The following is a 25,830-nucleotide window of genomic DNA, read 5'->3' on the forward strand; positions in this document are numbered from 1 at the left end:
AATTTAAAACCGAAGTTTTACTTAACTCTGTGAGCAGCTCTGCCTCGCTATGCGTTGGCGTTCCCCGTCTCAGTGGGGTCGCATTATAGGGAGATCCGAAAACAGATCAACCCTTTTTTTAGATCTTTTTACTGTTCGAACAAAAATAGAGCAAAACAGCATAAAACTAGCTAAATCACTGGCTAAGATGATGCTTTTTTATACCGATTTTTATTATTTAATATAAATTTCATTGCTATGTTCGTTTAAGACGTTAAGATAGCAAGTTCACAATGTTAAATTAATGTTTATTTCCTGTTTATTGGTAGATCTAAAATGAAATTACCCGATCAAAAATCTTTTATCTTCTCTGTTATTCTTGCTGTAGTTGGTTTTGTTATTGTTGAGTTTGCTTTAGGCAGCTTAGCTTTAAGCCCAGCATTGCTATTTGGTGCTGGTTTATTAATTGGTGGGATTGCTATTGCTGCAATATCATCGGAAGGTGGTGAAGAAGCTGAAGTTAAAACAAAAACACTTTATGTTGGTAATCTTCCTTATCGTGCAAATGAAGGTGTTGTTCGCGCTTTGTTTGAAGAACAAGGTAAAGTTTTCAACGTGCGCCTATTAAAGGATAAAAATACTGGCAAACGTCGTGGCTTTGGTTTTGTTGAAATGGCACAGGCAGATGCAGACAATGCAATTGCTAAGTTAAACGATAGTGAGTTTCAACAGCGTACTTTAAAAGTACGTGAGGCAAAACAAAAACAAGAAGATGATTCTAGCTCTTTACGCACTGAGACGGATCAATCAGTGTAACGTGCTTTATAGCTAGCTTATTACTCAAAACATCAGCCGTTGCATAATATTGCAGCGGCTTTTTTTTGTCTGTAAATTTATTTCCAAAGTTATGCTGCTCTAGTAGGTAGTTTACTCTGCTAGCAATGGCCGCGCCTGAATCGAGTAATTGCACTGCGTTATTAAAGTACGCTTGTATAGCATCGCTAAGAATTGGGAAATGTGTGCAGCCTAGTACAAGTACATCTATATCTGAGTTAATGCGCAAACGCGTAAGCTCTTTATGCAGTTTGAGTGTATCTAGCTGCTGAGTGAAAAATAACTGCTCTGCCAATGCCACCAGCTCAACACTGCTATATAAACTCACTGTTACGTTGCTGGCATGCTCTTTTATTAATGTATGAGTATAGGGGCTTGCAACTGTGGCGGGGGTTGCCAATAAGCCGATGTGCTTTGTGCGAGTTACTTCAGCAGCAGGCTTTATTGCTGGCACTACGCCGACAATAGGTATTGATGTAATTTTGCGTACTTCACTTAAGGCTGATGTAGAGGCTGTATTGCAGGCTATAACAATAAGGTCGACATTAAGCCCGTTTTGCTCAATAAAATAAATGAGTGAGCATAAACGCCCTATAATAGTTTGCTGGGTTTGCGCGCCATAAGGGAGTAACGCATTATCCATAAAGTAGCTGTACTGTGCATCTGGAATACGCTTTTGAATATGCTCAAGCACGGTGGTGCCACCTATACCTGAATCAAATACCATTATGTGGGCTGACAAACTTTGGTTCCTACTGTTTATTAAGAACGGCAGTTTGCCATGAGGTATTTATAAAAGAAAGTAGTTTAGCTTTGCTCAGACTTTAGCGCGTCGAGTGCGTCGCCCGCTGAATTTAATTGGTTTAGGTTTTCAAACATTGCCTGGGTGTAATCAACTAGCTGATCGACTGCTGCTTGATCTTGGTTTAGCCACTCTATAATACCGGCAAGCTGATCTTGTAGGCCTAGTTGCGATGCTTTATCAAATGCATTTTTTAGATCGTCATTAAAAGGTGCGATCGCATCGGCTACTTCTTTTGTTGGGTTTGGCTGATATTGCTCATAACTTTTAACGGTAGCGACTGTTTTTGTTTGGCGAAGATCCATTGAAAATGCAACGAGTTGCTCACTGCCTAAGCTCAGCTCTTGTGCTTTTTCAAATGCTTCATCCAAATCACCACTAAAGAATGTTTTACTTACACCTTGTAGCTCTTCCATCATGGCATTAATAGCATCTTGCTCTTGTTCGTTTAAATCACCATTAACTGACATTGAAAAAGACAGCTCTCGAGATTGCGACGATGAGCTGGCAAACGATTCGCTGTTATTGCTTTGTTGATACCCGCTCGCTGTTTGAGACTCATATGCATCAGCAAAGCTAATACTGACTTCATCACCTTCGGCCGTTGTAAACTTATACTCGGCATTGCTGCTCATGCTTACATATTGTGCTTGGCTTACGCTAACACTGGCCGCTTGTGGGTTAAATAGGGTTTGCTCAAACTCATCAAGCCCCTCAAAAATGCCTTCTTTTGACTTGTCGATGCCCTCTTGCATTTCTTCGTTAAATACACCGGTGCCTTTTAGCTCATCAACCGCTTCGTCTATACCGGTTTGAACACCTGTGCGCGCATCATCTAACATATTTTTTAATTTATCGTCATCGGCACCATTGGCTTTGGCTTTATTAACTGCGCCAGATACAAAGTCGAGTACATTTTTTACTATTTCATCAAAATCGAATAAAGGTTTATCGGCTTGTTTTTGCTCAACAGGTAAACCTAGCTGCTCTGCCATTTTGTCGCCAAGCACTTTTGCAGCAAGTTCTCTGCCTCGCTGTAATGAACTTTCTTGCGGAGATTGGATTGTTGGCTGCTGTAGCGCCTCTTTATTATTGAATTTGTTTACGTTGTTGTTTGGCGTATAGCCATAATTACCGATTTTCATGATCCACCTCCGTTACGTACTTAGCTTATTATCGGCTAATAGTGACAAAACTAAAGTGCATGTTTAAAAAAACAGCAACTTTATTATCAGCAAAACTAGACAAATACTGCTCGCTCCCTACAATAGCGCCGATAAATAGATCTCATAGATAAGGTAGTAGCATTAATGGCAGTGATTAAAATAGATACCACACAGTACGATACGCAGCTAAATGAAAAAGAGCAGCGTATTACGTCGCAATTTAAGCGATTTGGTGTGCAAGCGTTAGAGGTGTTTAGCTCAGAGCCAATTAACTACCGCCAACGTGCTGAATTTAGAGTATGGCACGATGGGGATGATCTATTTCATATTATGTTTGATCAGGTCACGAAAGAAAAAATTCGCGTCGACACCTTTGACCCTGCCGCGCCATTAGTTGGTGAAGTTATGCAGGTGATGATTGATAATTTAAAGTCGTGTGAAGTATTACGTCGTAAGCTGTTTCAAATCGATTATTTATCGTCATTAAGTGGCGAGATTTTAGTAAGCTTGCTTTATCACAAGCCACTCGATGAGCAGTGGCTAACTGAAATAAAAGCCCTGAAAGAAAAACTGAGCAGTAAATACAATATTGACTTTATTGGTCGTGCGCGCAAACAAAAAGAAGTACTAGGCAATGATTTTGTTACTGAGCGTTTAACCGTAAACGGCCAGGAGCTTATTTATCAACAAGTAGAAAATAGCTTTACGCAACCTAATGCTAAAGTAAATATAAAAATGCTGGAGTGGGCACAAGACTTATGTAAACCACTGAGTAATGACCTGCTGGAACTTTACTGTGGTAATGGTAATTTCTCTATTGCATTGGCGGGTTCGTTTAATCGCGTATTGGCTACTGAAATATCTAAGTCTTCTGTGCATTCGGCGCAATACAACATTGCTAAAAATAAGGTAGATAACTTAGATATAATTCGTATGTCGAGTGAAGAGTTTACCCAGGCAATGAATGGTGAACGTACCTTTTCGCGTTTAGAGGGGATAGATTTAAAAAGTTACGATTGCCAAACTATTTTAGTCGACCCTCCACGCGCAGGTATGGATACCCTTACCTGTGACTTAGTAGCCAACTACGAGAACATTATTTATATATCGTGCAACCCAGAAACGCTTGAGCGCGATTTAGATCATTTAACCCGTACTCACAATGTTAAGCGCTTTGCGATATTTGATCAGTTCCCTTATACGCACCACATAGAATCGGGTGTTTTCTTACAAAGAAAATAGTGAGTTAAATTTAAATCACTTCCATAAAAAAAGCTCCTTACGGAGCTTTTTTTTGTTTTAGCAAACCTTACTTGTTCGCTAAATAGTTAATTAATTTACTAATATCTTCTGGCGCGGTAATACCAGACTCACGGCCTAGATTTAATTTGTATTTACCATTTACGATAAAGGTTGGTACGCCACGTAGCGCGCCTTTTTTCTTTAAAGTAATTTTGGTCACGCTTCATTTTAGAGCTTAATGTACGTACCGAGAAGCTTTTGTATAGTTTATCAAACTTATCGCCATCAACACCCTGCGCTACAAATACATCTTTTACATCTGCAAGCTCGTTAAATTTAGCGCGCTTAGTGTGAATGTGATTAAAAATAGCCGCAACAATTTTATCTTTTTGCGGAAGTACTTCCGCGGTTGCTAGCGCTTGGCTCATCATTTGTTGGTTTTCTGGATCGCGAACACCGACAAAATCAACATGGCTCTTTTTAAATTTAACGTCTTTATCTAGCTTCGGCTTAAACTCACCAATTAACGCTTCCATGTTATTACAAGCAGGGCAATAAAATGAGAAAAACTCTTTTACTTCTGGCTTTTTAGTCGCGCGCTCTGCAACCACATCGTAATGTACGCCTTCTTCATAAGTGGCGGCTACACTGCTCGCAGCCATAGGCAGTAGTAATGCAAGTAAACCTGCTTTAACTAATTTGATCATTGTTATTGTTCTCCGAGATTAAAGTGTTAGTAAAAAAGCAACTAACTCATTCAGTTCTTGCTGGTTATTAATGGTGTTAATGTTTATTTTATATTTATCGTTTACGATAAAGGTAGGCACACCGGTTAGCGCACCTAGTTTTGAATATTTGTTTTGTTTATCTTGCATTGCACGCTCAGCTGAAATAATTGGCATGCTGGCAATGTCTTGATCAAACGTTGCGCTATCGATACCGTTAACTTCAAGCAATTTTTTAACGTCTTTCATTTGCGTTAAAGGTGCGCGCTGTACATGAATACTTTTAAAAATTTGGTCGCTGATACTTTGTGCTTGACCGTGTTTTTTTCCGATTAAGTAGGCGTAGCTTAAGTTGCTTTGCGCCTGTGGTGATACACCGCCTAAAAAGTTAACGTGATTTTTTATAAATTCAGTGCCCTCAGGTAGGCTTTTTTCAATTGCCTTTGCAACAGGCTCAAATTTAAAACAATGCGGACAGTAAAACGAGAAAAATTCGGTTACTTGCGGCTCTGCGCTTTTTTCTACATCAATAACAGTATACTGGTTATCGGCTTCAAACTGTGCAGCAAGGGCTGCAAATGGTAAACATAAAAGTAGTAGGCTCAGTTTCAATTTTTTAAGCATTGGTATCTCGTGTACTTTTTAAATAAAATTTTATGGCAATAACTTCAGCGGAGCTTCTTGCAGTGCTGCAAACTGCTCTTTAAGCGCTAAAATTTGTTGCTCCCAGTATTTGTCTTCAGCAAACCATGAAAAGTTCCGTACGAACGCAGGATCACTCCATCGTTTAGCTACCCAACCCATATAGTGAATAATACGCATTGCACGAAGCGGTTCAATTAATTTGAGTTGAGTGTGGTCAAAATCACAAAACTCTTCATACGCATTTACAAGGGTGTCTAACTGTAACAGCTGTGTTTGACGATCGCCACTGAGCATCATCCATAAATCTTGAATGGCCGGCCCCTGACGAGCGTCATCTAAATCAACAAACATAAGTGCTTCGCCTGCCCACAAAATGTTACCTGCGTGGCAATCACCATGTAAGCGGATCCCTTGCACATTTTTATACTGTGCTTGCGCTTGTTCAATAACCAAGTCCAATATGGTGTAAAAAGCCGTGCTGATCCCCATAGGTACCAAATTACTTTTTTGCAGATGAACTTTAGCTGTATGCAAATATTCTTCGCAGCTAAAGGTAGGTCTGTGCTCAAATGCTTTGCTTTTAGCCACCTGATGCATACGGCCAATTAAACGACCCATTACATCAAGCTGATCCAGGTTATCAACTTCAAATTGTCGCCCGCCTACACTTGGAAATAACACAAATACATAACCTTGGTGCTCAAATAAGCTTTCTCCGTTGTGCTTAATGGGTGCAACAACGGGTACTTCGGCCTCAGCTAATTCAAATGCAAAGTCGTGCTCTTCTTGTATTTGCGCTTTGCTCCAGCGCTCTGGGCGGTAAAACTTAACAACGTAGCGCAGGCCATCTTCCGCCTTAAATTGGTAGACTCTGTTTTCGTAGCTATTAAGTGCTAATAAACCTGACTCTGCATATATACCAACGCTTTCTATTGCATCGAGAATTAAGTCGGGCGTTAAATCTTCAAAACTAAATTTACTCATGGGCTTCTTAATGTAAAAAGCGGGTTACCCCGCTTTTGTTAATGTGTTTATCGCGCTTTAAAAAAGTTACTCGGTTGCGATATGCTTTCATCGGGGTCATTAACCGGTGAAAGTACAAAGTTAAACTCCGTCATTGGCGCTTTTAAATCATACGGGTCCATCACAAGTGACAGTGGCACATTATGCGATTGCCCTGCTTGCACTGTAAATGTTTGCTTGCCAATGTACTTAAAGTTTTCAAGGCCTTGAACATCAATATTAAAGGTTTGCTCGTACTGCGCCTTGTTGATTACTTTTAATGTATAGGTGTTTTCTACCAAGCCATTAAAGTCAACTCGATACAGTTGGTTACGGTCTCGTATTATGTCAAAGTCCATAGGCTTTCTAAATGCAATGTTAGCCACCAGCGCACTGGTAAGCACCACCAGTATGACCGTGTAACCTATGATTTTAGCTCGCAGTGGGTTGGTTTTATTTTCAGGTGTTTCGAGATTACGCTCTGTAGTATAAGAAATAAGACCCCGCGGGTAATCCATTTTATCCATTACACCATCGCAGGCATCAATACATGCGCCACAGTTTATACACTCGGCTTGCAAACCATTACGAATATCTATCCCTGTAGGGCACACCTGTACACACAAGTTACAGTCTATGCAATCGCCCATATCTAAATCTTCGTGGGCAATTTTACGCGAACGTGGGCCCCGGCTTTCGCCGCGTTTTTCATCGTACGTTACGGTGTAAGTGTCTTTATCAAACATAGCTGATTGAAAACGTGAATAGGGGCAAATGTGTAAACACATAATTTCACGCATCCACCCTGCATTAGCGTAAGTACACGCAGCAAAGAAAATAATACTTACCAGCGCGTAACCACCTACATTAAAGGTAACAAAGTCAGGGAGTAATTCACGGATAGGCGTAAAGTATCCGACAAACGAAATCGCCGTATATAAGGCAAATAAAACCCAACTGGTGTGCTTTGCTGTTTTTCGCCAAAACTTATCAAAGTCCATCGGGCGTTGATCTAGCTTTTTACGCTGATTAGCTGTGCCTTCAAACTTTTCTTCAAACCAAATAAATATAAAGGTCCATACAGTTTGCGGGCAGGTATAGCCACACCATACTCGGCCATAAAAGGTAGTAACCAAAAAGAGTGCAAACGCGGCCAACATAAATATAAAGGCTAATATAGTGAAATCTTGCGGCCACAGCGTTAGCCCAAAAATATTGTACTTTTGGCCAACTAAATCAAATAACACAGCTTGCTGGCCATTAAAATTTATCCAAGGCAAAAGCATAAAGGCAAGCATGCCTAAAAAGCCTATACGCTGTCTAAGTAACTGATGAAGCCCTTTTACTGCGCGAACATAAATTCGGTTACGTGGGTTAAACCTGTCGTCTTGACGGCTTAAATCCGGTTGTTGGATTTTAACCTCCGCAGGTATATTCTTTACTTTAATTTGCTTGTCCATCGAAGTTCCTCAACGCCGCTTGGAAATAAAAACGTAGCAATATGTGCGTATTCTATACTGTAACTGTAGTTCGTTAATGGTAAGTGTGATTAGTTTAAATAATCAGCTGCTTGAATACTTTCAGATATTTCAGAAATATCTAACTGCTGTTGGCTATTATAACAATACTGGCTAAAATTACAGGTATAGATTGCTAATAATTTATTCATCTCAGTTACTTGCTTTTAAAATGCAGTTTATTACACTGCTTGCTAAATTTACCCCATTAAGATCAAGGTTTACGCATTCATGAAAAAGTTTATTATATTGGTCATTCTGATCCTTGCGTTTTTTACTATTGATCACCCACTAGTTAAAGAGCCCCGCGAAAAGCTATTAGGTGAAGGTGTGGGTTTTTTAAGTGATGCGAGCAAAATAAACCGTAGCCCAGCAGCCAATATGGCTAAAAACCGTATTAGCAGTGCGTTAAAGCTCTCTGAATCTGAGCACGAATATATTGAAAAAACCTTTACCACTGATGATTCAGTGCAGTTATTTCATTTACGTTATTGCCGCGAGCGCGACCTAAATTTATATTTTTACGAAGAGCGTTTAAATACAGTGTGTAAAATTGTATCGGATGCATTAGAACAAAAGAGAGCTAAGTAGTGGATTTTTCGCAGTTAAACAAAAAAGCGAGTGACTCTTTTCATAAACAGCGCACAATACTTAAAAAGCTATCGCAAGGAAAAACCTTGCATTGTGAGCAGTGCGGCGAGGTGTTAACACTCGATTTAGCCACCAGCGAGCCGGGTAAAGGCGTTGTTAAGTGTAAAAAAGGCTGCACTGATATTATTTTAGAACTTGGCGCTTAATTATTCTAAGCGCCGTTTAATATACCTAAAGGCTACTCTTCCCACCCTTCATCTGTAATCAGCCCACTGTTTATGGCTACCACCTCAATAAGCTCGGCAAAACCTAATGCAAAGTCGCCCATTGATTCGTACTGATACTGATATAAAGCTTCGAGTGTCATGCTATTTTGCTGCGCAATTTGCACTCTTGTTTGCTCATCAACAGCAAAAAAGCTAAGCGTACTTAGCGCACTCTCTAGCGCTTCTTTGTACTGAGGCTCTAAAGCGGGAGCTGTTAATAGAGGTTGTGCGTATTCTTGAGTAGCACGTAAAAAACCTTCACTCCACGCTTGGGTATAGTCTAGGTCAAAATTGGCGGGTAACTTGTAACCGGTTTCAAATACTTGCTCACTAATTTGATGGTATAACGCCATAAATAAAAACAGTATTTCTTCGTCTAAATCGTTAGCCGTATTAGGCACAATATGCGCTAACCACTGGTGAACTTCTAATGGGCTTGGCGAACAAATAACCCCAAATAGATAGCCTTGGCTTTGTGTTAAGGACATAGCCTGAGGTTGAGTACTTAAAAATGCACTTAATTGCTGTGCGTGTTGCTCGTTAAACTGTGGTAATTGCATTAAATCTCTTTTATTACATTAAAAATTTAGTGGGTAGCGGCCCTGTGCATCGGGGCGGCCTAAAAACTTAACCGCGTCGTGTACATCTTTTGGTAAGCTAGCATCAGGTTTAACATAGCCTGCTACTTTAAAGTCAAAGTTAGCTTTAAGTGTTGCGTCGGCTTCAAGACCTAACGTGTTATCTGGGTCGACCAAAATAGCTATATCGCCCGACTTACAGCTTAACATGCCACTCAGTGGGCCTATATTAAACCAGCCATTAAAGCCTTTAACATCTATATTTGGGCTGGCAATCTCGCCTTTTAATGACTCACAATAAGGCACACCTGAGGTGTACTCGTTAAGCTCTAAAATGACTCGACCTTTAGCCGTAGCTGGTATAGGTAGTGCAATACGTTGCATGGCACGCTCTACGGTCGAGCGAATTATACCATCGGTAACTTTAACCACATTATTAAATAATCCGTAATTCACATCAGCATAGCCCGAAATATCGCTACGCTCACGCGGATTACCAAATTTTAAATTAGCATTTAAATTACCCGTAAATAACTGCCAGCCAGCAATATCCCAGCGTACATTATTTAGCTGCTCGTCTTGATAGCGCACTTGCATCATTTGGCCTTGCCATACACTCCCTACGGTTTGCCCTATTTCAAGCTGCTTTGGTAAGTACGGCTTAGCTAGGTCTAACGCAATGGCCGCTGGTAATTTCATTATGCAAAACACAATAAAACTAATAAAAAATACCACTGATAATATTATTATTTTTTTCATTAATTACTTCTCTAGTACTAAGCGGCTTACACGTACAAACCCTGATTTATCATCTTTGCTTAAATCAAGGTTCTCTACTGTTAAGCCATGCTGATTAACCAGTTCGTCTAACCATTCTATTAATTGATTAAACTCTACCGAATCAAGCGTTAAACGTAACGAGTTATCGTTAGGCTGCATTTTACTAATAGTAATACGGTAGCGACTACGCGTTGAATTAACCACTTGGCTAATATTTTGATTGCTAATTGCCTGCGTGTTACCCGCCGCTTTTAACTTTACTATGCTTTCATCAACCCATACGAGCAGCTCTTGCTGAGTGACATACGACTTTTTGGCTTTATCTATAGCGTTATTTAGAGGTCTAAAAATTCCCATTACTAAAACAAAAACAACAAATATACCACCAGCAACCATAATCAATTGCTGCTCTTGCTCTTTTAAAGAGCGCCAGTATTGCATTATTTGCTTTTTCATACTGCACCTCGCAGTTTAATTTCGCCTACTACAAAATCGCCATCGTTATTTAACGACCCTTGCTCAACCGTTAACCCTTGTTGCTCAAGTATACTTTTTACTTTACCAAACGTTTGAAAGTCTTTTGCGCGTGCGCGTATTCGCAGCTCATTACGGCGTTTATCGTAACGTAGGGTTTCTGGCGTAAATTCGCTTACTTGCGAAAACACGCCAACCAATTGGCTGGTCAAATCTAAAAACCCAGCTTCACTTTCGCCATTAATGGTTTTAAGCGCGCCCCTGATTTGGCTTTTAATTAAGTTAGGACGTACTTTAGTTCCGGGAAATGCTTTTTGGTATCTATCCACTACCTGGGCTTTAGCAAGCTCAACACGCGAGTTAAGTTGATTTAGTTCAACCAGCTTTATAGCAATGGTAGCAAATAAAGCAACACCGGTAATAATGGCTGCGTCCTTCCAATAACCCCACCACAGTGCACTTTTCTTTTTAAGCTGATACATGCCTTGGCGTAAATTAAATTTAACGCTGGTAAGTTGTTTAGCAAATAAGGCCAATGGTAAATCGTAGTCGCTTGCTTGCGAAATTAGGTTAATACTTTCAGGAAACTGATTAGCCGGGCTATAGTGCTTTACACTCGGTTCGCCAAGTGCACTTAAGTAATCCCTTAGCCAGCTATTTTCAACGGCACTAATATGCCAATCGCCTCTTTTAAATAACCACTGATTATTAAGCTCTATGGCGGTTAATGTATCATCGTCGGCTGTAGGCAGTAGCAGGGCATCAGGTAAAATGGTGTATACCGCCAAGTTATGCTCTGAAAATAAAGCAAGCCAAGCCTCAAACCACTCGCGGTCAGTTAAGGCAACTCTAATTGCATGCTGCTCATTAATCATAGTGGGCTCGCCAATTGCGACAAATAGCTCGTCTATATCGCACGCAATGTCTTCTTCAAGCATGTATGGCAACGCTTGCTCTAACTTACGATTCCACTTAGTCGGCAACGCCACTGTTTTAAGCTGCACCTGATCGCTAGGCAGTAATACCACTACCTCGCGGGTTTGCGCTTTTTCACTTAGCTCACTTAAACGGCTCGCATCGGTTAATTCCCCACTGGCAATTATTTCTTGTTCTTGTGGTGAATAAATTAACCAATTTAATTTATCTTGCTCTGTTTGACCCGTGCGGATCAGCAGTATTTCTGTCACTGTACGCCTCCAAATTTTCGCGCCAGTATCGTTACTTCGCCATTTTTGGCATGAAGTAATGTGGTCATCGAAAAACGCAAATCGACAAATGTCGCCTGCGTTTGTAATTTAAAATATTCGCTATTAATACTAAATAGTTCTTTAACCGAATCTAAATTTGTACCGCCTTGCTGCTGTACCTCGGAAAAAAATTCATCCACGCTATCAAATCCGGTTTCAGAGCGAGCTGCTATAACGGCCTCTGCGCCCGATAACGATAATTCGTCAATCATGGCACTTAAAATAAGTGCCTGTTCGGGAAGTAACGTATTGACGTTAATCGATAATAAGGGGGACCCCGGAATAACACACACAAAAGGTAATACCTTTTCCATTACTAGCGGATTAAAACCTTTTACCAAACGCAGCTCAGAAGGTGATGCAAATAAACTATTTGCGCTCATATAAGGGTAATCACGCGATAAATACTCGTCTTCTTCAGCGCCTGAACGATAGGTAATGCTGTTTTCATCAAGCCAGTCAAATACACTGTCTGCCATTGCTTCTTCGCTTTCCTCGGCAGGTAAATCTTCAATGTTTTCTAATAATGCAAAGAGTGCTTTATGAGCAGGGTTGGTTTTGCTGGTAGAGTTTGGGTCTGGCGCTTCCCCTAATGCATTTAAATTTAAACACGCCTGTAAGTCAGTAATTTTACCGCTTAGAGTACCGTTATCTACAGGGTATTGGGTGTCGCCTTGTGTGGCCCAAACCTGATCTAACGAGGTTTTGTCAGGATCATCGTCTTTACTTAATTTTAGTGCCTTTATTGCCAGCTCTTCACCGCCGTAGGCATACCACTTTGCTTGTTGGTGCCCTTGCAGGTTAGTACTTTTTTGAACCTGCACCATTAAATTAGCACTCATTTCTACGGCTAATATCGCGGCTAGTGCAACTATAAACAGCACAATAACTAATGCGGCACCGCGTGATTCGCGCTTATTCATTAATTACTCTCCCCGCTGTTTTTGCCCTGCCCGGGTACTAAAAAAACACGACGAATAGGCTCTGCCTCAATTTGTTGTAAAGTAACCGCAACCGCTTTAGGTAAGGCTTTTATTTGCCATTGCTCTTGCCATTCGTTGTTGGCATCTAAAAATTCAAATTTAAGCTCTTCAATACCTTTTAAAACAACTTGTACCCGCGGCTCCATATTATCAAGCTGATCTACATACACTCTGTATACACGCTCTAAATTGTCATTAAGCACTCTATACCCTACAGCTTGTAACTCAGAACGAGGCAACAAATTAATAGGGTTTACCCAGCCATCACGTACAAACGCAATACCATCGTATTGGCTTTCTAATATATAACGCCCTGCTAGTAAGTATTGCTCTTGCGCATCACCGGCTTCATTACGTACAGTGCGCTGAGTCATTTGGCTAAAGTCTTGGTCCATTAACCTAAATGCGGTTTGTAGGCCGTTAAGCTCCGCTATTTTTTCATCAGACGCTTCTTTTGCTTTAGTGGTTGAGTCTAAAATTTGGTGAGTAGCCATAATCACCACCGCTAAAATAGCCATAGCAACTAATACTTCGATTAATGTAAATCCGCGCTGCTTCACTTATTAGCTACCTTTATTTAAATAAGTTGAAAGCTCGTACACCGATTGCTCGTATTTTTCGTCGCTAAAAACATTTATCGTCACTTTTACAAAGCTTTTGTCTGCAGTTTTTGCTATTTCTTGCTTCCAAAACCACTCAACGCCCGCCATTACTTCGCTGCCGCGCTCGCCATTTTTAGCCTGCCAGTCTTTACCTTTACTACGCTGCACCACCAACACATTTTCTGCCACCCACGATGCATACGTTTGCTCTTCAAGTGTTGTTAAATGATTTATATGCTCGCCGGTTGCTTGCATAGCTGCAATCCCAGCCATAGCACAAATACTTAACGCCACAAGCACTTCGAGTAAGGTAAAGCCTTTATTTAGCCTCATTATTATGGCTCTTTTCGCAAATTAACAGGGGCTGTAAATTCCCCTTCAATGTAATACACAGGCTCGCTTTGCTCTTTTAATTCAACAATAAGCTGAAAGGCGCTGACCTCGCCAGATGATAAAATAAGGACTTGCGGTATTTTTAGTTTTTCAAGCTCTAATAAGCTATCGTCATCGCCGCCGCTCATTAGCTCACGCCAATTTGCTTGCTCAAGTAAGTTCTCTTGTGACCAGGCTAAATCTTCTAAATTGAGCGTGAGTTTTAACCGTTCATCCAGCTCAATAGGCTTGTAAAGGTCTTCGCGGTCAAAGGTAATCCATTTTTCGCCATCAAATACTAAAAACTCAAGGGTGTTTTCCTCAACCATTAAGCCAAGTTCTATTTGATTTAAAATAGCAAATTCAGAGGCCATGTTAATGGTGGTATGCAGCCTAAGCGCTTGTGTATCAAGCTCATCTTCGGCGCCGCCTTCTAAGCTGTATACCACCATTTTGGTCGCAAATGCGATAATAGTAAGTACCACTAAAATTTCTATTAAGCTAAACCCACGGTGGTGGGCGCGCATACGATTAAGGCTTACTTGCATAGTAAGCCTCGTGCAATCGTATTTAACCATACTACTAGGTTAAGTCGCATTTATTGCTCGTCTTCGTTCCAGTTGCCAATATCATCATCGGTACCGGCTTCGCCATCAGGTCCCATTGAAAAAATATCAAACTTGCCAATTTCACCTGGGCTAATTAGCTGGTACGGGTTACCCCACGGATCTTCTGGTAATTCATTTACAAAACCACCATCAGGGAAACGCTTAGGAATTGGTTCAATGCTGGTTTTATTGACCAATGCTTCTAGGCCTTGCTCTGTGCTTGGGTAGCTTTTATTTTTAAGCTTGTATAAGCTCATTGCATCTTCAAGCTGTTGAATATCTAGATGTGCTTTATCGATAGCAGCTTCTTCTTGTTGGCCCATAATATTAGGCGCCACAATTGACATAATCATCCCGATAATAACCAATACCACCATTACTTCGAGTAAAGAAAAACCTGATTGTTTATTCACGTAAATACCTCATTTTCCAAAAACATAATTTAATTTGGCGTCATCTAAGTAAATACTAACTTAGCTAACCCCTTAAAGCTTAAAGTCCTACCGCTTTATTCATTGCCATTATTGGCTGTAAAATAGCCATTACTATAAACAAAACAATCACCGCCATTGAGGCAATCATTGCTGGCTCTAATAATTTTAATGATACGTTTACCATGCTTTCAAACTCACGGTCTTGGTTATTAGCCGCGCGCTCTAACATTTGTTCTAGCTCACCTGATTTTTCACCGCTGGCGATCATGTGCAGCATCATCGGCGGAAACAACTTAGTTTGCTGTAAAGCCGCTCTTAGGCTTGCACCTTCACTGACTCTATCGGCAGCATCTGCCACCGATTTTTTCATTTTTTTATTCGCTAATACGCCACCCGATATGCGCATACCTTCAAGTAGCGGTACTGAGCTTGACGATAAAATACTGAGCGTACGTGCAAAACGCGCGGTATTAATACCCCGCGCTACTTTACCAAAACCAGGCATGTGCAGTACGCGATCGTCCCACCAAAAGCGAATTTTAGGTTGTTTCAGTGCATGTTTAATGCCTACTGCCAGCGCAGTAATGACTAACAAACTTATAAACCAATAATTTTGTACAAAGTGGCTGCCTGCCATAACCCATTCGGTTGTCCAAGGCAGTACTTGCTTAGTTTTTTCGAAGGTTTTTAAAATTTTAGGCACAACAGTACCGAGTAAAACCGAAACAATACCAATAGCAAAAATAACCAAAATGGTAGGATAAACCATGGCTTGAGTAATTTGGCTGCGCATGTGTTGGCGCTGTTCGGTGTAATCGGCAAGGCGATTTAATACTTGGTCAAGGTGCCCTGATTTTTCACCTGCGGCTACCATTGCTCGGTATAAATCGTCAAATACATGTGGAAATTCACTCATGCCATCGGCCAGTGTATAACCCTCTACTACCTTTGAACGTACCGACATAAGCATACGTTTTAAGCGAGGCTTTTCACATTGCTCTGCCACCGCCATGACAGCCCCTTCAACTGGCAATGCCGATTGAATGAGCGTCGCAAGCTGGCGTGTAATAAGGGCTAAATCGGAGGTTGATACGCTGGGTTTAAAAAAACGACTTAATAACGGCGTTTTTGCGCCACTAGCTTGTTTTTCCCCTTCTGCTGCAGGGACAACTTCAAGCGGCGTAAGTTTTTTTTCGCGCAGCGCTTGGCGAATTTGCTTAGCTGTATCGGCTTCTAAAATGCCTTTTTGCTCTTTCCCTCGGCCATCAAGGGCACGGTATTCAAACGCCGCCATGGTTAGGCTTCCTCACGGGTAACGCGTAGAATTTCTTCAAGGGTTGTTTTGCCTGCCAGTACGCGGCTACAGCCATCTTGGCGTATGCTTGGGCTTTTTTGGCGAATGTATTTTTCAACACTTTGCTCGCCTTTACCGCTGTGGATCATTTCGCGTATTTCTTCATCAACCACGAGTAATTCATGAATACCAGTACGGCCGCGGTAACCATTAAAGTTACACTCTTCACACCCTACTGCGCGGTAAATTGTAGGTGCGCTATCAAACGGTACACCTAGCAGCTCACACTCACGTTCATCAGCAGTGTGACCTTCTTTACAGCTATTACATAAAGTACGTACTAAGCGCTGCGACAGCACGCCTAACAATGACGATGACAGCAAGAATGGTTCTACACCCATGTCTTCCATACGAGTAATTGCGCCCGAGGCGGTATTGGTGTGTAGCGTAGACATAACTAAGTGACCTGTAAGCGATGCTTGCACGCCAATTTGCGCGGTTTCAAGGTCACGTATTTCACCGACCATTACTACATCGGGATCTTGACGTAATATTGCACGAAGCCCACGGGCAAAGGTCATATCTACTTTGGTGTTTACTTGTGTTTGGCCAATCCCCGGAATTTCGTACTCTATTGGGTCTTCTACCGTTAAAATATTACGATCGCGAGAATTTATTTGGCTCATACCGGCGTACAAGGTGGTACTTTTACCAGAGCCCGTTGGGCCAGTAACCAAAATAATACCGTGTGGTTTACTAATTAAATCAGCAAACAACTCTCGGTTTTGCGGCGTCATACCTAAATCTTCAAGGTTTAAGCGGGCATTGTTTTTATCAAGTAAACGCAGTACTACACGCTCACCAAAGCTAGATGGCATGGTAGATACACGTACATCTACTGCACGCCCTGCAATACGCAGGCTGATACGACCATCTTGCGGAATACGTTTTTCTGCTATATCTAGTTTCGCCATTACCTTAATACGCGATACTAATAACGAGGCAAGCTTACGATTAGGTTTAAGCACTTCTTTTAATACGCCATCAACCCTAAAGCGAATCACAAGCTCTTGCTCAAAGGTTTCGATATGTATATCGGATGCACCTTCTTTAATTGCTTCGCTTAACATGGCGTTGATTAGTTTGATGATAGGCGCATCATCATCGCCGGCTAATAAATCTTCGGTTTGTGGGAGCTCATCGGCAAGGGAGAATAAATCGACCTCATTACCAATATCTTCCATCATTTGTTGTGTTTCAGAGCTGTCGCGCTGATACGCAGCCTCTAATAGTAACTCAAATTTATCGTCAGCTAACTGCTCTAGGGTAAAGCCTTTACCTGCAATGCGACGTACTTCTAGCAATACTTCAACATCTAGCTCGCCGCGGTAATACACAACTTGCTGTTCATTATTTTTACTAAGCAGTACACCCGCTCTGCGCGCATACGAAAAAGGTAAACGCTTTGGAGGCAACTCAACTAAATCGTTACTTGTAAGTAACTCCTCAGAGCGTGTTTCATCACTACGATGAACCACGTCTTCGTTTATTTGTTCTATTGCGCTAGTCATCTTCACGCTCTGCACGTTCTTTAGAGCTCAATGCTTTTAAGTGCTCTTCATAAGTTGGTGGCAGAATAAGCTCATCATCCCAAGATGGAAGTAAAGGAACATCTGAATTTGGCATAAGCTCTATACCATCTTCTTTCTCTTTCATTTGCTCGCCACGGATAAAGTTATACTTATTAAAGCTTAACTTATTCATATTAACGCCATCGCGAATAATCGTTGGGCGAATAAATACAATAAGATTACGCTTACGTTTGGTCGTATTTGTTGACTTAAATAAGTGACCTAAAATTGGAATATCACCTAAAATTGGTACCTTAGATACACTTTCTTGCACGTCTTCATCAATTAGGCCGCCTAACACAACCATACCGCCATCATCAGCCATAACGGTTGTGGTAATGGCGCGCTTATTAACAGAAATATCAACAGCGGTTGCACCACTTACACTCGATACTTCTTGTTCAATTAATAATTGTACTGCTGAGCCATCGTTAATTTGTGGGGTTACTTTTAGTTTTACACCCACTTCTTGGCGTTCAATGGTTTGAAATGGATTATCGTTATTACTGCCTGTTTGCGAACCAGTAATAATGGGCACTTCTTGACCCACTATCATCGACGCTTCTTCGTTATCCATGGTGGTAATGGAAGGTGTAGCCAGTATGTTTGAGTTAGTGTCAGTTGAAACGGCCTGAATAATTGCACCCCAGTCGTTTTTAACTAAACCAAACGCTAAGCCATTAACACCACTTAGTAATGAAGCAAGCGCGGTGTAATCACCTTCTGACGTTTCATCGTAACTGGTAACTAAGCCACTTTCTGAGCCTATTACTGTTTGAGTAGTGGTTGTGTCTTGCGCTTGAATACCTGCAACCGCTAATGAGCCTACAGGCACAGTTGAGCCATTATTAAACTGCAACATACCGCCATCTTCTGAAATCCATTGCGTACCTAAGTTAACGCCATCCGATTCCATTACTTCAACAATAATCGCTTCTACAAGTACTTGCGCACGGCGAATATCGAGCCTATCAATCACGGTCTCTAATGAGCGCATGGTATCGGGCTGTGCTGTAATAACTAATGAGTTTGAGTCAGGGTGAGCTTCAATACTGGCATCGTTTTTATTGTTTGTGCGAGTTTTACTTGTGCCTTGGCCATCTTCTGCAAGCGTTTTACTTACGCCTTGCAGTACTTTTACTAAATCCTCTGCTTTGGCGTAGTTTAAGTAAAATACTTTGGTATTACCTTGGCTTTCAAGTTCACCATCTAGGCGCTTAATTAGTTCTATAGCACGGGTACGGGCTTGCCCTTCACCGCTTACTATTACGCTATTGGTACGGCCATCGGCAACCACCTTAGGGATCAAAAATTCAGGAACGCTGCCTTTACCGCTGTCTTTGTAAATATTTTCAACAACCGATACTACATCGTCTGCCGTTGCATATTTAAGCTTAACAATATCTACACGCTTATCACCGGCTTGATCCACCGAGCGAATAATTTCTACTAAGCGATTGACCGACGCTGCATGGCCAGTAAGCATCATGACATTGGCAGCATTAAAGTTTGCTACATGGCCACCGTCTTTTTGGTCGCTAAATTGACGTACCAATGGGCCAAGCTCTTGAACACTTACATTTTTAACGCGTACCACACGGGTGATCATCATATCGCCCGATGCAGTGCTGTTTTCTGTAATTAGCGGTACATTTGATTTTTTAGCGTCAGAGCTTTTTTCAATCTTGATAATACCGTTGTCCATTTCTACTGCTGAGTAGCCATACACTTCGAGTACATTTAAGAAAAATTGGTAGTACAGCGCTTCATCCATTAACTCATAACTGCGTACGTTTACTTTACCGCGCACATTTGGGTCAATGATCACTGTTTTATTAAGGTTTTTACCAACAATGTTTATAAACTCGTTGATATCTGTGCCTTTAAAGTTTGCAGCATATTCAACAGCTGAAACCGACAACGAAATACTGGCTGCTAAAAAAAGCGCTGCGTACTTAGCTAACCCTTTTTTAATTTTTTTGAGGTGTAGCACCTGAACCATTATGTTAAAACTCCAAAGCTAAGTTATTGCAGGCTAAATTGCACATCGATTTGCTCACCATCACGTTCTATCGTAATTGTGGCATCGCTGGTATTACGCAGCTCATTAATAGCTGCCATTGCCTGTTGTAAATCTGTTAATTGGTAGCCGTTAATAGCCACGGCTAAATCATTATTCTGTAGGCCCATTTGTTTAAACAGAGCAGGCTCTTTACCTGGGCTTAAGCGATAGCCGATTAACTCGCCATCGCTCATTGCTTGTGAAACACGAATATAATCAAATAACTTACCAGGTTCACTTAATAGCTCTTCTCGTGTTTCTATTATTGCTTCTTTTACATCTGGGTCAGCGGTTGCGTTAATTTGCAACTCGCTTTGTTCTATTTTTTGCGGCCCCATGTCTTGTGCTTCGCGAGCGGCAAGGACAGGCATAGACACTTTTTTACTAAAGTCGAGACCATCTAGCATTAGCGTTTCAAATCGGCCGTTTACACTTAAAATAACCCGATCGGGAAGTATTTGCGCAACCTCTGCACGGGTGCCTTGTACAACCTCTTCAACTAAGTAACTAACTTGTCGCCCCTGTGACTCAATAATAGCAATACCTGCCTTATCGTCGTTACTTACAGCAACAATACCAGTTAGATTAATACTTAAGCGTGTTTCTGGCGCATTATTAATTACTTCGTTTTGCTGCGCAGTATTGGTTTTATTTGTTACAGTTTTTTTACCAAATAAAAATTGCTCTATAATATTTTGTACTGAGGTAGTACTAGAAGCCTTCGATGCGGCTGAATAGTGAGATGGAGCAAGCGGTGTAGAGATCGGTTGTGGCCATACCAGCCATACTAATTTTGAGAGTAAATAAGCAAGATAAACAACGACTAACAGCGTAACTACTGCGCTTAATTTAGCATGGGGTAGCCGTGTTAAAAATTGTTTAAGCTGTTGAATTTGCTGTTCCATAATAATGTTCTTATTTTAATTTACTGCATAAGCGCCTACCCATAGTACCCTTTCAATTTTCATTCAACAAGCACACTAATATTAAACTTTGTAAACAGATTAATATAACAATGTAATGTTGACTAAAAAACCTGCACGCGCCGTAATACCTTCATCCTACGATGATTTCATGATAAATTTTACGATATATAAATAGTCGATTGAAGAAGCCTAATGAGTAAAAAAAATAATACTAATGCCGACTCAGACCACAACAGTGAGCCAAAAGTTCGATTAGATAAATGGTTATGGGCTGCGCGCTTTTATAAAACCCGTGCGCTTGCACGCGAAATGGTGCAAGGCGGCAAAGTACATTATAATGGGCAACGTACTAAAGCGAGTAAAATTGTGGAGGTTGGCGCAACCATAAAACTTGCCCAAGGCGTTGATGAAAAGCTTATCAAGGTACTTAAAGTGCTTGAAAAACGCCAAAGCGCCCCCATTGCACAGACCTTGTATCAAGAAACTGATGCAAGTATTGCAAAACGCGAAGAAAACGCCATCGCACGCAAAAATAACAGCTTCTTTGCTCCACATCCGGATAAAAAGCCCGATAAAAAGCAAAGACGCGAACTTTTAAAAATGAAATCAAGTTAGGTATAGCCGCTCATGCAACAAGATTTACTTCACCGTTATTTATTCGACAAACTCGATGTTCGTGGCGAACTCGTTCAAATTGAGCACGCCTACAACGAGATGATAGCTAATCACAATTACCCTGAGCCAGTTAAAGCATTATTAGGTGAATTACTCGTTGCAACGTGTTTATTAACTGCCACTTTAAAGTTTGAGGGTGAAATAGCCGTTCAGCTACAAGGCGATGGCCCTGTTAAATACGCTGTTATTAACGGCGACGATAAACAAAATATGCGTGGTATTGCGCGCATGCAAAGCGAGGTTAGCGGCACAACGGTAAAAGAGCTTGTAGGTAAAGGTTATATGGTTATTACCATTACTCCAACCAAAGGCGAACGTTATCAAGGCATAGTGCCTCTTGAGCACGATACATTAAGTAAATGTATTGAAAGCTACTTTGAGCAATCAGAACAGCTAAAAACACGCCTTTGGTTTGCAACCGACACAACAGAAGGGAAAGCCAAAGCCTGTGGGTTGTTTTTACAAGTACTGCCTGTTGATAAGCAAAAATCAATTAATGACTTCACTCACTTAGAAGCCTTAAGCGATACAATTAAACGCGAAGAGCTATTAGAGCTTGATGCCAATACCGTATTAACGCGCTTATATCACGAAGATAACCCGCGCGTATTTGACCCGCAAGCTATTACATTTAAATGTGGCTGTAGTAGAGAGAAAACCATTACTGCTTTAGTTAATGTAGGCCAACAAGCATTACTTGATGATGTTGCTGAAAATGGCGCTGTTAACATTAGCTGCCATTATTGCCTAAAAGAATATGTTTTTGACGAGCAAGATATTAAAAACATTTTTAATTAACCTCCCACCTCATAATCAAATATAAAGCCGTAAAATATGCGGTTTTATATTATAAAATGATGATACCGGTGTCATGAATTTTGTTAATTTACTGACACCGGTATCATTGAAATTATTCATGTTTTTTAGCAAATATATGTGTTTTTAGGGCCTTTACAGGCTCGAATATCTCAAATCCTTCTGTTACTATAATTTCAGCTTAAGGGAACTAAGAACCCAGAGCTATCCCGTTCAAACTCTCACACATAGTTAGGTATAAACATGACTACAAGCGCAACACGTTTTGTCGATTTAACCGCAGCTGAACTTGTCGAGCATGCGATTCGTCGTGGCGAAGGGACACTAGCCGCAAATGGAGCCTTTGTTGCAATTACAGGCAAACGCACTGGTCGCTCTCCTAAAGATCGCTTCATTGTAAAAGAAGCAACAACGCAAGATGATATCCAATGGGGCAATGTAAACCGCCCATTCGATGCTGACAAATTTGACGCTTTATGGGCTCGCGTAGAAGCACATGTGCAAAGTAATGACCACTTCACCTCTCACCTAGAAGTTGGCGCAGACCCTGAGCACTATCTACCTGTAGTTGTTACTACAGAAACAGCGTGGCACCATATTTTTGCTAAAAACATGTTTATTGAGCCTAAAAACTATAATGCATCTGATTTACCCCAATGGCAGGTAATGAATGTGCCTTCGTTTGTTTGTGACCCACAACGTGATGGCACCAACAGCGACGGCACTGTTATTATTAACTTTGCTCAACGCAAAGTGTTACTTGCTGGTATGCGTTATGCCGGTGAAATGAAAAAATCGATGTTCTCCGTTCAAAACTTTCTTCTTCCAGCAAAAGGTGTATTACCAATGCACTGCTCTGCTAACGTAGGAGAAGCGGGTGATACAGCACTATTCTTTGGTTTATCGGGTACTGGTAAAACAACTTTATCGGCCGACCCAACACGCTTTTTAATTGGTGACGACGAACACGGTTGGGCACCAGGAAGCGTATTTAATATCGAAGGTGGCTGTTACGCAAAATGTATCGACCTCTCACAAAAAAATGAGCCAGTAATTTGGAATGCTATTCGCTTTGGTACAATTTTAGAAAACGTTGTACTTGATGAAACACGCACACCTGACTTTAACGATACAAGCTTAACGCAAAATAGCCGTGCCGCTTACCCACTAGAGCATGTAGAAAAGCGCAAAGTTGAAAACCGTGCTGGCGAGCCAAAAGCTGTTGTATTTTTAACCTGTGATGTGAGCGGTGTTTTACCGCCGGTTTCTGTACTTAGCGAAGAAGCCGCTGCTTTTCACTTTTTAAGTGGTTACACGGCTAAAGTGGGCTCTACAGAGATTGGCTCAACTAGCGATATAGAATCTACATTCTCAACGTGTTTTGGCGCCCCTTTCTTCCCTCGCCCTGCAGGTGTTTACGCTGAGCTGCTTATGAAGCGTGTACGCGAATTTGGCGCAAAGGTTTACCTTGTTAATACAGGGTGGACAGGCGGCCCATACGGTACTGGTGAACGTTTTGATATTCCAACTACCCGCGCTGTAATAGATGCAATCGTATCTGGTAAGTTAGCCAATGTAGAAACTCAGCATATCGATGTATTAAACCTAGACGTACCAGTGGAAGTCCCTGGCGTGGATAGCAAGCTACTTAACCCAATTAATACATGGGAAGATAAAGCAAAATATAACGAATATGCAGCAAAACTTGCCGCTGACTTCACTGAAAACTTCGCTAAATACGATGTATCAGATGATATTAAAAATGCAGGCCCAAAAGCATAATTAATTACCAAGCCTGATGTAAACGCCAGCCTATAAAGCTGGCGTTTTTGTTAGCTAAGCTAATTATTTTATTGCTGCGACATTTTGTCGCAGTTCTTTTCTATTAAACAAAGATACAATGCGCCTTCCCTATACTGCATATTTTTAATGGTCACTCTTTTATGCGTTTTAATGGTTCATGGCGAAAAATAGCAAGGCGTGTACATTTATACCTAGGATTATCTATTGGAGGTGTACTCGCACTCATTGCTCTAACAGGTTCTATACTCGTTTATTACCCCGAACTAGATGAAAATATAAGTAATTTAAGTACAGAAACAGCGAGGCCTATAAATTGGGATACCGCATATCAAACACTAAAAACTCACTACCCAGATAAACAAGGCTCGTGGCGTTTAGAAAGCACTAAAAATAAACATTATATTCCCGCAAGATATTACAACCCAAACGAAACAGTGGATCACGCTTTCGCACCACTTATGGTTTGGCTAAGCCCTGATGGCAGGCTTATATTACGTGAGGATGTATGGGGTAACTACTTTGTTACCTGGATTTATAACGTACACTTCTCGTTACTTGCAGGTAGCGCTGGTACAATCGTTATAGGTTATATAGGAATAGGTAGCCTTATACTCCTCATATCAGGCCTATGCGCTTGGTGGCCAAAAAAAGGGCTATGGACTAAGGCTATAAAGTTTAAAGCGCGCAGCTCTTTACTGGGCGTGTTATATGACTGGCACAAGTTGCTTGGTTTAATTTTTGCTCTGCCTTTAATCTTATTAACAGCAACCGGCATAATGCTAGCAATACCCAAGCAAACCGATCCTTTAATAACAGCCCTGCTTGGAAATATAGATAAACCTAACAGCGCAATAATAAAACCCCAGCGCAGTATTTCTTTATCAGCAGCACTTAGTACAGCACAAGAGGCCATGCCAAATACACGGCTAGCATGGGTAGAAACCCCGTCAAATCACAATGCGGTATATCGGTTTAGGTTCAAAACCAAAAGCGATCCCTCTTATCGCTTTCCTCACAGTTATGTGCAAGTAAATGCAAGCACAGGAGAGCTCATAAGTGTTTTTAATATAGATAAGATGAGCATTGCCAGTAAATTTAAAAACTGGTTGCATCCACTTCACAATGGCAGCATTGGCGATCAGCCATTACGAATTTTATGGGTTTTATCAGGTGTAGCCACCGCTTTATTATTTGCCCTGGGGCTTTTTAGGTGGCTCATTAAAACGAAACGATTTAAATACACTATAAGCTAATGACAAAGCTTATTTAAAATATCAAACGAGCCCTTTACAACCTAAACCTGCTTGTATAGCTACGACCTAAATTACGAGCTGCTCATGCAGCGTAAATCAAAGCAAAAGCTATATAGATAGTCAAACTGCCTTATACAAAACTTAAGGTGCTACGCTTGATAATAAGCTAAGCTCTATGAACTGTTTAAAATTAATTCATTACTTTAAGTTATATTGCGTGCTTTCATCGCGAGTTTCGTGATCCTCAATCCACGCTACAGAGGAGTGGCGGAACTATATAAAGGCAGGTATTTCACTTTTCTAGAGACGTAGAAAAAATGCTTCATTTCTTAAGCAGCGATCTGCTATTAGGAGTCGGTGTGCTACGCTGTCAAATGTCGTGCGGACTAAGGTACGCATATATAAAAACACTATATTTACCATACAAAGATGTGTGGTGAGCCTTATCCGCGGGTTTCGTGATACTCAACCCACGCTACGGAGGTGGGGATATAACACAAAGGCCTGTATTTAACTTTTCTGC

At 41.1% G+C, this 25,830-nt stretch carries 26 protein-coding genes and 1 pseudogene; 8 read left to right on the forward strand and 19 right to left on the reverse strand.

Translation table 11 applies throughout. The features are described from left to right. The first annotated feature begins 315 nt into the window (after positions 1 to 315). Complete coding sequence (locus PAT01_RS16700; RefSeq protein ID WP_004588429.1) at positions 316 to 795, forward strand: RNA recognition motif domain-containing protein; 480 nt, start codon at positions 316 to 318, stop codon at positions 793 to 795. On the opposite strand, the gene murI is transcribed toward PAT01_RS16700, so the two are convergent. Together murI and PAT01_RS16710 are read right to left on the reverse strand one after the other, a co-directional pair. Continuing rightward, on the reverse strand, positions 758 to 1,555 hold the full coding sequence (gene murI, locus PAT01_RS16705) for a glutamate racemase (protein ID WP_138578552.1): 798 nt from the start codon (positions 1,553 to 1,555) through the stop codon (positions 758 to 760). The two genes, PAT01_RS16700 and murI, sit on opposite strands and share 38 nt — an antisense overlap. Positions 1,556 to 1,620: 65 nt before the next feature. Next, positions 1,621 to 2,760, reverse strand: a complete 1,140-nt coding sequence (locus tag PAT01_RS16710) for a DUF5610 domain-containing protein (RefSeq protein WP_029773305.1) — start codon at positions 2,758 to 2,760, stop codon at positions 1,621 to 1,623. 165 nt (positions 2,761 to 2,925) lie between these two features. On the opposite strand from PAT01_RS16710, the gene trmA reads away from it, so the two are divergent. After that, entirely contained in the window at positions 2,926 to 4,023 is a 1,098-nt protein-coding gene (gene trmA / locus PAT01_RS16715) for a tRNA (uridine(54)-C5)-methyltransferase TrmA (RefSeq protein WP_138578554.1), read from the forward strand. Between the two features lie 67 nt (positions 4,024 to 4,090). Here trmA and PAT01_RS16720 read toward each other — a convergent pair. The 4 genes and pseudogenes from PAT01_RS16720 to ccoG all read right to left on the reverse strand — a co-directional run bounded on the left by PAT01_RS16720 (position 4,091) and on the right by ccoG (position 7,855). Then, positions 4,091 to 4,730, reverse strand: a pseudogene (locus PAT01_RS16720) (thiol:disulfide interchange protein DsbA/DsbL). Between the two features lie 18 nt (positions 4,731 to 4,748). Then, positions 4,749 to 5,372 carry a thiol:disulfide interchange protein DsbA/DsbL gene (locus PAT01_RS16725; protein WP_024032543.1) on the reverse strand — a complete coding sequence of 208 codons (624 nt, stop codon included), beginning with the start codon at positions 5,370 to 5,372 and terminating at the stop codon, positions 4,749 to 4,751. A gap of 30 nt (positions 5,373 to 5,402) precedes the next feature. Next, positions 5,403 to 6,377, reverse strand: coding sequence for a serine/threonine protein kinase (locus PAT01_RS16730; RefSeq protein ID WP_054983931.1), 975 nt, complete (start codon positions 6,375 to 6,377; stop codon positions 5,403 to 5,405). A 47-nt stretch (positions 6,378 to 6,424) separates the two neighbouring features. Beyond that, complete coding sequence (gene ccoG, locus PAT01_RS16735; RefSeq protein WP_029773308.1) at positions 6,425 to 7,855, reverse strand: cytochrome c oxidase accessory protein CcoG; 1,431 nt, start codon at positions 7,853 to 7,855, stop codon at positions 6,425 to 6,427. Positions 7,856 to 8,143: 288 nt separating this feature from the next. Between ccoG and PAT01_RS16740 the strand changes: the two genes are divergently transcribed. Together PAT01_RS16740 and PAT01_RS16745 are read left to right on the forward strand one after the other, a co-directional pair. Continuing rightward, positions 8,144 to 8,503: a hypothetical protein gene (locus PAT01_RS16740; protein ID WP_004588437.1), complete on the forward strand. Its 360-nt coding sequence runs from the start codon at positions 8,144 to 8,146 to the stop codon at positions 8,501 to 8,503. Beyond that, positions 8,503 to 8,709, forward strand: a complete 207-nt coding sequence (locus PAT01_RS16745; RefSeq protein ID WP_004588438.1) for a hypothetical protein — start codon at positions 8,503 to 8,505, stop codon at positions 8,707 to 8,709. Before PAT01_RS16740 ends, PAT01_RS16745 begins: the two co-directional genes overlap by 1 nt. 32 nt (positions 8,710 to 8,741) lie before the next feature. Here the strand turns inward: PAT01_RS16745 and PAT01_RS16750 are convergent, their stop codons facing one another. From PAT01_RS16750 to gspC, 13 genes are all read right to left on the reverse strand, one after another. Then, positions 8,742 to 9,329 carry a UPF0149 family protein gene (locus PAT01_RS16750; RefSeq protein ID WP_054983933.1) on the reverse strand — a complete coding sequence of 196 codons (588 nt, stop codon included), beginning with the start codon at positions 9,327 to 9,329 and terminating at the stop codon, positions 8,742 to 8,744. Positions 9,330 to 9,347: 18 nt separating this feature from the next. Continuing rightward, on the reverse strand, positions 9,348 to 10,106 hold the full coding sequence (locus PAT01_RS16755; RefSeq protein ID WP_064387295.1) for a type II secretion system protein N: 759 nt from the start codon (positions 10,104 to 10,106) through the stop codon (positions 9,348 to 9,350). Between the two features lie 3 nt (positions 10,107 to 10,109). After that, a complete protein-coding gene (gene gspM, locus PAT01_RS16760) occupies positions 10,110 to 10,583 on the reverse strand; it encodes a type II secretion system protein GspM (protein ID WP_138578558.1) in 474 nt (157 codons plus the stop codon). After that, positions 10,580 to 11,788 carry a type II secretion system protein GspL gene (gene gspL, locus PAT01_RS16765; RefSeq protein ID WP_154945857.1) on the reverse strand — a complete coding sequence of 403 codons (1,209 nt, stop codon included), beginning with the start codon at positions 11,786 to 11,788 and terminating at the stop codon, positions 10,580 to 10,582. Before gspL ends, gspM begins: the two co-directional genes overlap by 4 nt. Further along, entirely contained in the window at positions 11,785 to 12,771 is a 987-nt protein-coding gene (gene gspK / locus PAT01_RS16770) for a type II secretion system minor pseudopilin GspK (RefSeq protein WP_138578562.1), read from the reverse strand. The genes gspL and gspK overlap by 4 nt, the downstream gene beginning before the upstream one ends. After that, complete coding sequence (gspJ, locus tag PAT01_RS16775) at positions 12,771 to 13,391, reverse strand: type II secretion system minor pseudopilin GspJ (protein WP_029773313.1); 621 nt, start codon at positions 13,389 to 13,391, stop codon at positions 12,771 to 12,773. The genes gspK and gspJ overlap by 1 nt, the downstream gene beginning before the upstream one ends. Before the next feature lie 3 nt (positions 13,392 to 13,394). Continuing rightward, positions 13,395 to 13,766, reverse strand: coding sequence for a type II secretion system minor pseudopilin GspI (gene gspI / locus PAT01_RS16780; protein WP_138578564.1), 372 nt, complete (start codon positions 13,764 to 13,766; stop codon positions 13,395 to 13,397). A 2-nt stretch (positions 13,767 to 13,768) separates the two neighbouring features. Continuing rightward, the gene (gene gspH, locus PAT01_RS16785; protein WP_004588446.1) at positions 13,769 to 14,353 is read right to left on the reverse strand and encodes a type II secretion system minor pseudopilin GspH; all 585 of its coding nucleotides are present in this window, start codon (positions 14,351 to 14,353) and stop codon (positions 13,769 to 13,771) included. A 50-nt stretch (positions 14,354 to 14,403) separates the two neighbouring features. After that, positions 14,404 to 14,826, reverse strand: a complete 423-nt coding sequence (gene gspG, locus PAT01_RS16790) for a type II secretion system major pseudopilin GspG (RefSeq protein ID WP_004588447.1) — start codon at positions 14,824 to 14,826, stop codon at positions 14,404 to 14,406. Between the two features lie 79 nt (positions 14,827 to 14,905). Then, positions 14,906 to 16,141: a type II secretion system inner membrane protein GspF gene (gspF, locus tag PAT01_RS16795; protein ID WP_096042412.1), complete on the reverse strand. Its 1,236-nt coding sequence runs from the start codon at positions 16,139 to 16,141 to the stop codon at positions 14,906 to 14,908. A gap of 2 nt (positions 16,142 to 16,143) precedes the next feature. Further along, positions 16,144 to 17,712, reverse strand: a complete 1,569-nt coding sequence (gene gspE / locus PAT01_RS16800) for a type II secretion system ATPase GspE (RefSeq protein WP_004588449.1) — start codon at positions 17,710 to 17,712, stop codon at positions 16,144 to 16,146. Then, positions 17,705 to 19,774: a type II secretion system secretin GspD gene (gene gspD / locus PAT01_RS16805; protein WP_154945858.1), complete on the reverse strand. Its 2,070-nt coding sequence runs from the start codon at positions 19,772 to 19,774 to the stop codon at positions 17,705 to 17,707. The genes gspE and gspD overlap by 8 nt, the downstream gene beginning before the upstream one ends. A 23-nt stretch (positions 19,775 to 19,797) precedes the next feature. Next, positions 19,798 to 20,739, reverse strand: coding sequence for a type II secretion system protein GspC (gene gspC, locus PAT01_RS16810; RefSeq protein ID WP_138578568.1), 942 nt, complete (start codon positions 20,737 to 20,739; stop codon positions 19,798 to 19,800). 213 nt (positions 20,740 to 20,952) lie between these two features. Between gspC and hslR the strand changes: the two genes are divergently transcribed. The 4 genes from hslR (at position 20,953) to PAT01_RS16830 (ending at position 25,307) form a co-directional block, all read left to right on the forward strand. Continuing rightward, positions 20,953 to 21,375, forward strand: a complete 423-nt coding sequence (gene hslR, locus PAT01_RS16815) for a ribosome-associated heat shock protein Hsp15 (RefSeq protein WP_024032559.1) — start codon at positions 20,953 to 20,955, stop codon at positions 21,373 to 21,375. 12 nt (positions 21,376 to 21,387) lie between these two features. After that, positions 21,388 to 22,233, forward strand: coding sequence for an Hsp33 family molecular chaperone HslO (gene hslO, locus PAT01_RS16820; protein ID WP_024032560.1), 846 nt, complete (start codon positions 21,388 to 21,390; stop codon positions 22,231 to 22,233). Between the two features lie 261 nt (positions 22,234 to 22,494). Then, positions 22,495 to 24,033, forward strand: coding sequence for a phosphoenolpyruvate carboxykinase (locus tag PAT01_RS16825; protein WP_004588454.1), 1,539 nt, complete (start codon positions 22,495 to 22,497; stop codon positions 24,031 to 24,033). A gap of 161 nt (positions 24,034 to 24,194) precedes the next feature. Further along, positions 24,195 to 25,307, forward strand: a complete 1,113-nt coding sequence (locus tag PAT01_RS16830; protein ID WP_121638094.1) for a PepSY-associated TM helix domain-containing protein — start codon at positions 24,195 to 24,197, stop codon at positions 25,305 to 25,307. Positions 25,308 to 25,830 lie beyond the last annotated feature (523 nt).

It is taken from the genome of Pseudoalteromonas atlantica (genome assembly GCA_007988745.1).
In the GTDB taxonomy this organism is placed as follows: domain Bacteria; phylum Pseudomonadota; class Gammaproteobacteria; order Enterobacterales; family Alteromonadaceae; genus Pseudoalteromonas; species Pseudoalteromonas atlantica.

Coding starts and splice junctions, on each gene's coding strand:
- trmA (WP_138578554.1), top strand. CDS start 2,926: ATGGCAGTGATTAAAATAGATACCACACAGTACGATACGCAGCTAAAT.
- gspK (WP_138578562.1), bottom strand. CDS start 12,771: ATGAATAAGCGCGAATCACGCGGTGCCGCATTAGTTATTGTGCTGTTT.
- PAT01_RS16700 (WP_004588429.1), top strand. CDS start 316: ATGAAATTACCCGATCAAAAATCTTTTATCTTCTCTGTTATTCTTGCT.
- gspD (WP_154945858.1), bottom strand. CDS start 19,774: ATGGTTCAGGTGCTACACCTCAAAAAAATTAAAAAAGGGTTAGCTAAG.
- PAT01_RS16710 (WP_029773305.1), bottom strand. CDS start 2,760: ATGAAAATCGGTAATTATGGCTATACGCCAAACAACAACGTAAACAAA.
- PAT01_RS16750 (WP_054983933.1), bottom strand. CDS start 9,329: ATGCAATTACCACAGTTTAACGAGCAACACGCACAGCAATTAAGTGCA.
- hslR (WP_024032559.1), top strand. CDS start 20,953: ATGAGTAAAAAAAATAATACTAATGCCGACTCAGACCACAACAGTGAG.
- PAT01_RS16825 (WP_004588454.1), top strand. CDS start 22,495: ATGACTACAAGCGCAACACGTTTTGTCGATTTAACCGCAGCTGAACTT.
- gspF (WP_096042412.1), bottom strand. CDS start 16,141: ATGGCGGCGTTTGAATACCGTGCCCTTGATGGCCGAGGGAAAGAGCAA.
- gspH (WP_004588446.1), bottom strand. CDS start 14,353: ATGCAAGTAAGCCTTAATCGTATGCGCGCCCACCACCGTGGGTTTAGC.
- ccoG (WP_029773308.1), bottom strand. CDS start 7,855: ATGGACAAGCAAATTAAAGTAAAGAATATACCTGCGGAGGTTAAAATC.
- PAT01_RS16755 (WP_064387295.1), bottom strand. CDS start 10,106: ATGAAAAAAATAATAATATTATCAGTGGTATTTTTTATTAGTTTTATT.
- hslO (WP_024032560.1), top strand. CDS start 21,388: ATGCAACAAGATTTACTTCACCGTTATTTATTCGACAAACTCGATGTT.
- gspI (WP_138578564.1), bottom strand. CDS start 13,766: ATGAGGCTAAATAAAGGCTTTACCTTACTCGAAGTGCTTGTGGCGTTA.
- PAT01_RS16725 (WP_024032543.1), bottom strand. CDS start 5,372: ATGCTTAAAAAATTGAAACTGAGCCTACTACTTTTATGTTTACCATTT.
- gspM (WP_138578558.1), bottom strand. CDS start 10,583: ATGAAAAAGCAAATAATGCAATACTGGCGCTCTTTAAAAGAGCAAGAG.
- PAT01_RS16730 (WP_054983931.1), bottom strand. CDS start 6,377: ATGAGTAAATTTAGTTTTGAAGATTTAACGCCCGACTTAATTCTCGAT.
- PAT01_RS16830 (WP_121638094.1), top strand. CDS start 24,195: ATGCGTTTTAATGGTTCATGGCGAAAAATAGCAAGGCGTGTACATTTA.
- gspC (WP_138578568.1), bottom strand. CDS start 20,739: ATGGAACAGCAAATTCAACAGCTTAAACAATTTTTAACACGGCTACCC.
- gspE (WP_004588449.1), bottom strand. CDS start 17,712: ATGACTAGCGCAATAGAACAAATAAACGAAGACGTGGTTCATCGTAGT.
- PAT01_RS16740 (WP_004588437.1), top strand. CDS start 8,144: ATGAAAAAGTTTATTATATTGGTCATTCTGATCCTTGCGTTTTTTACT.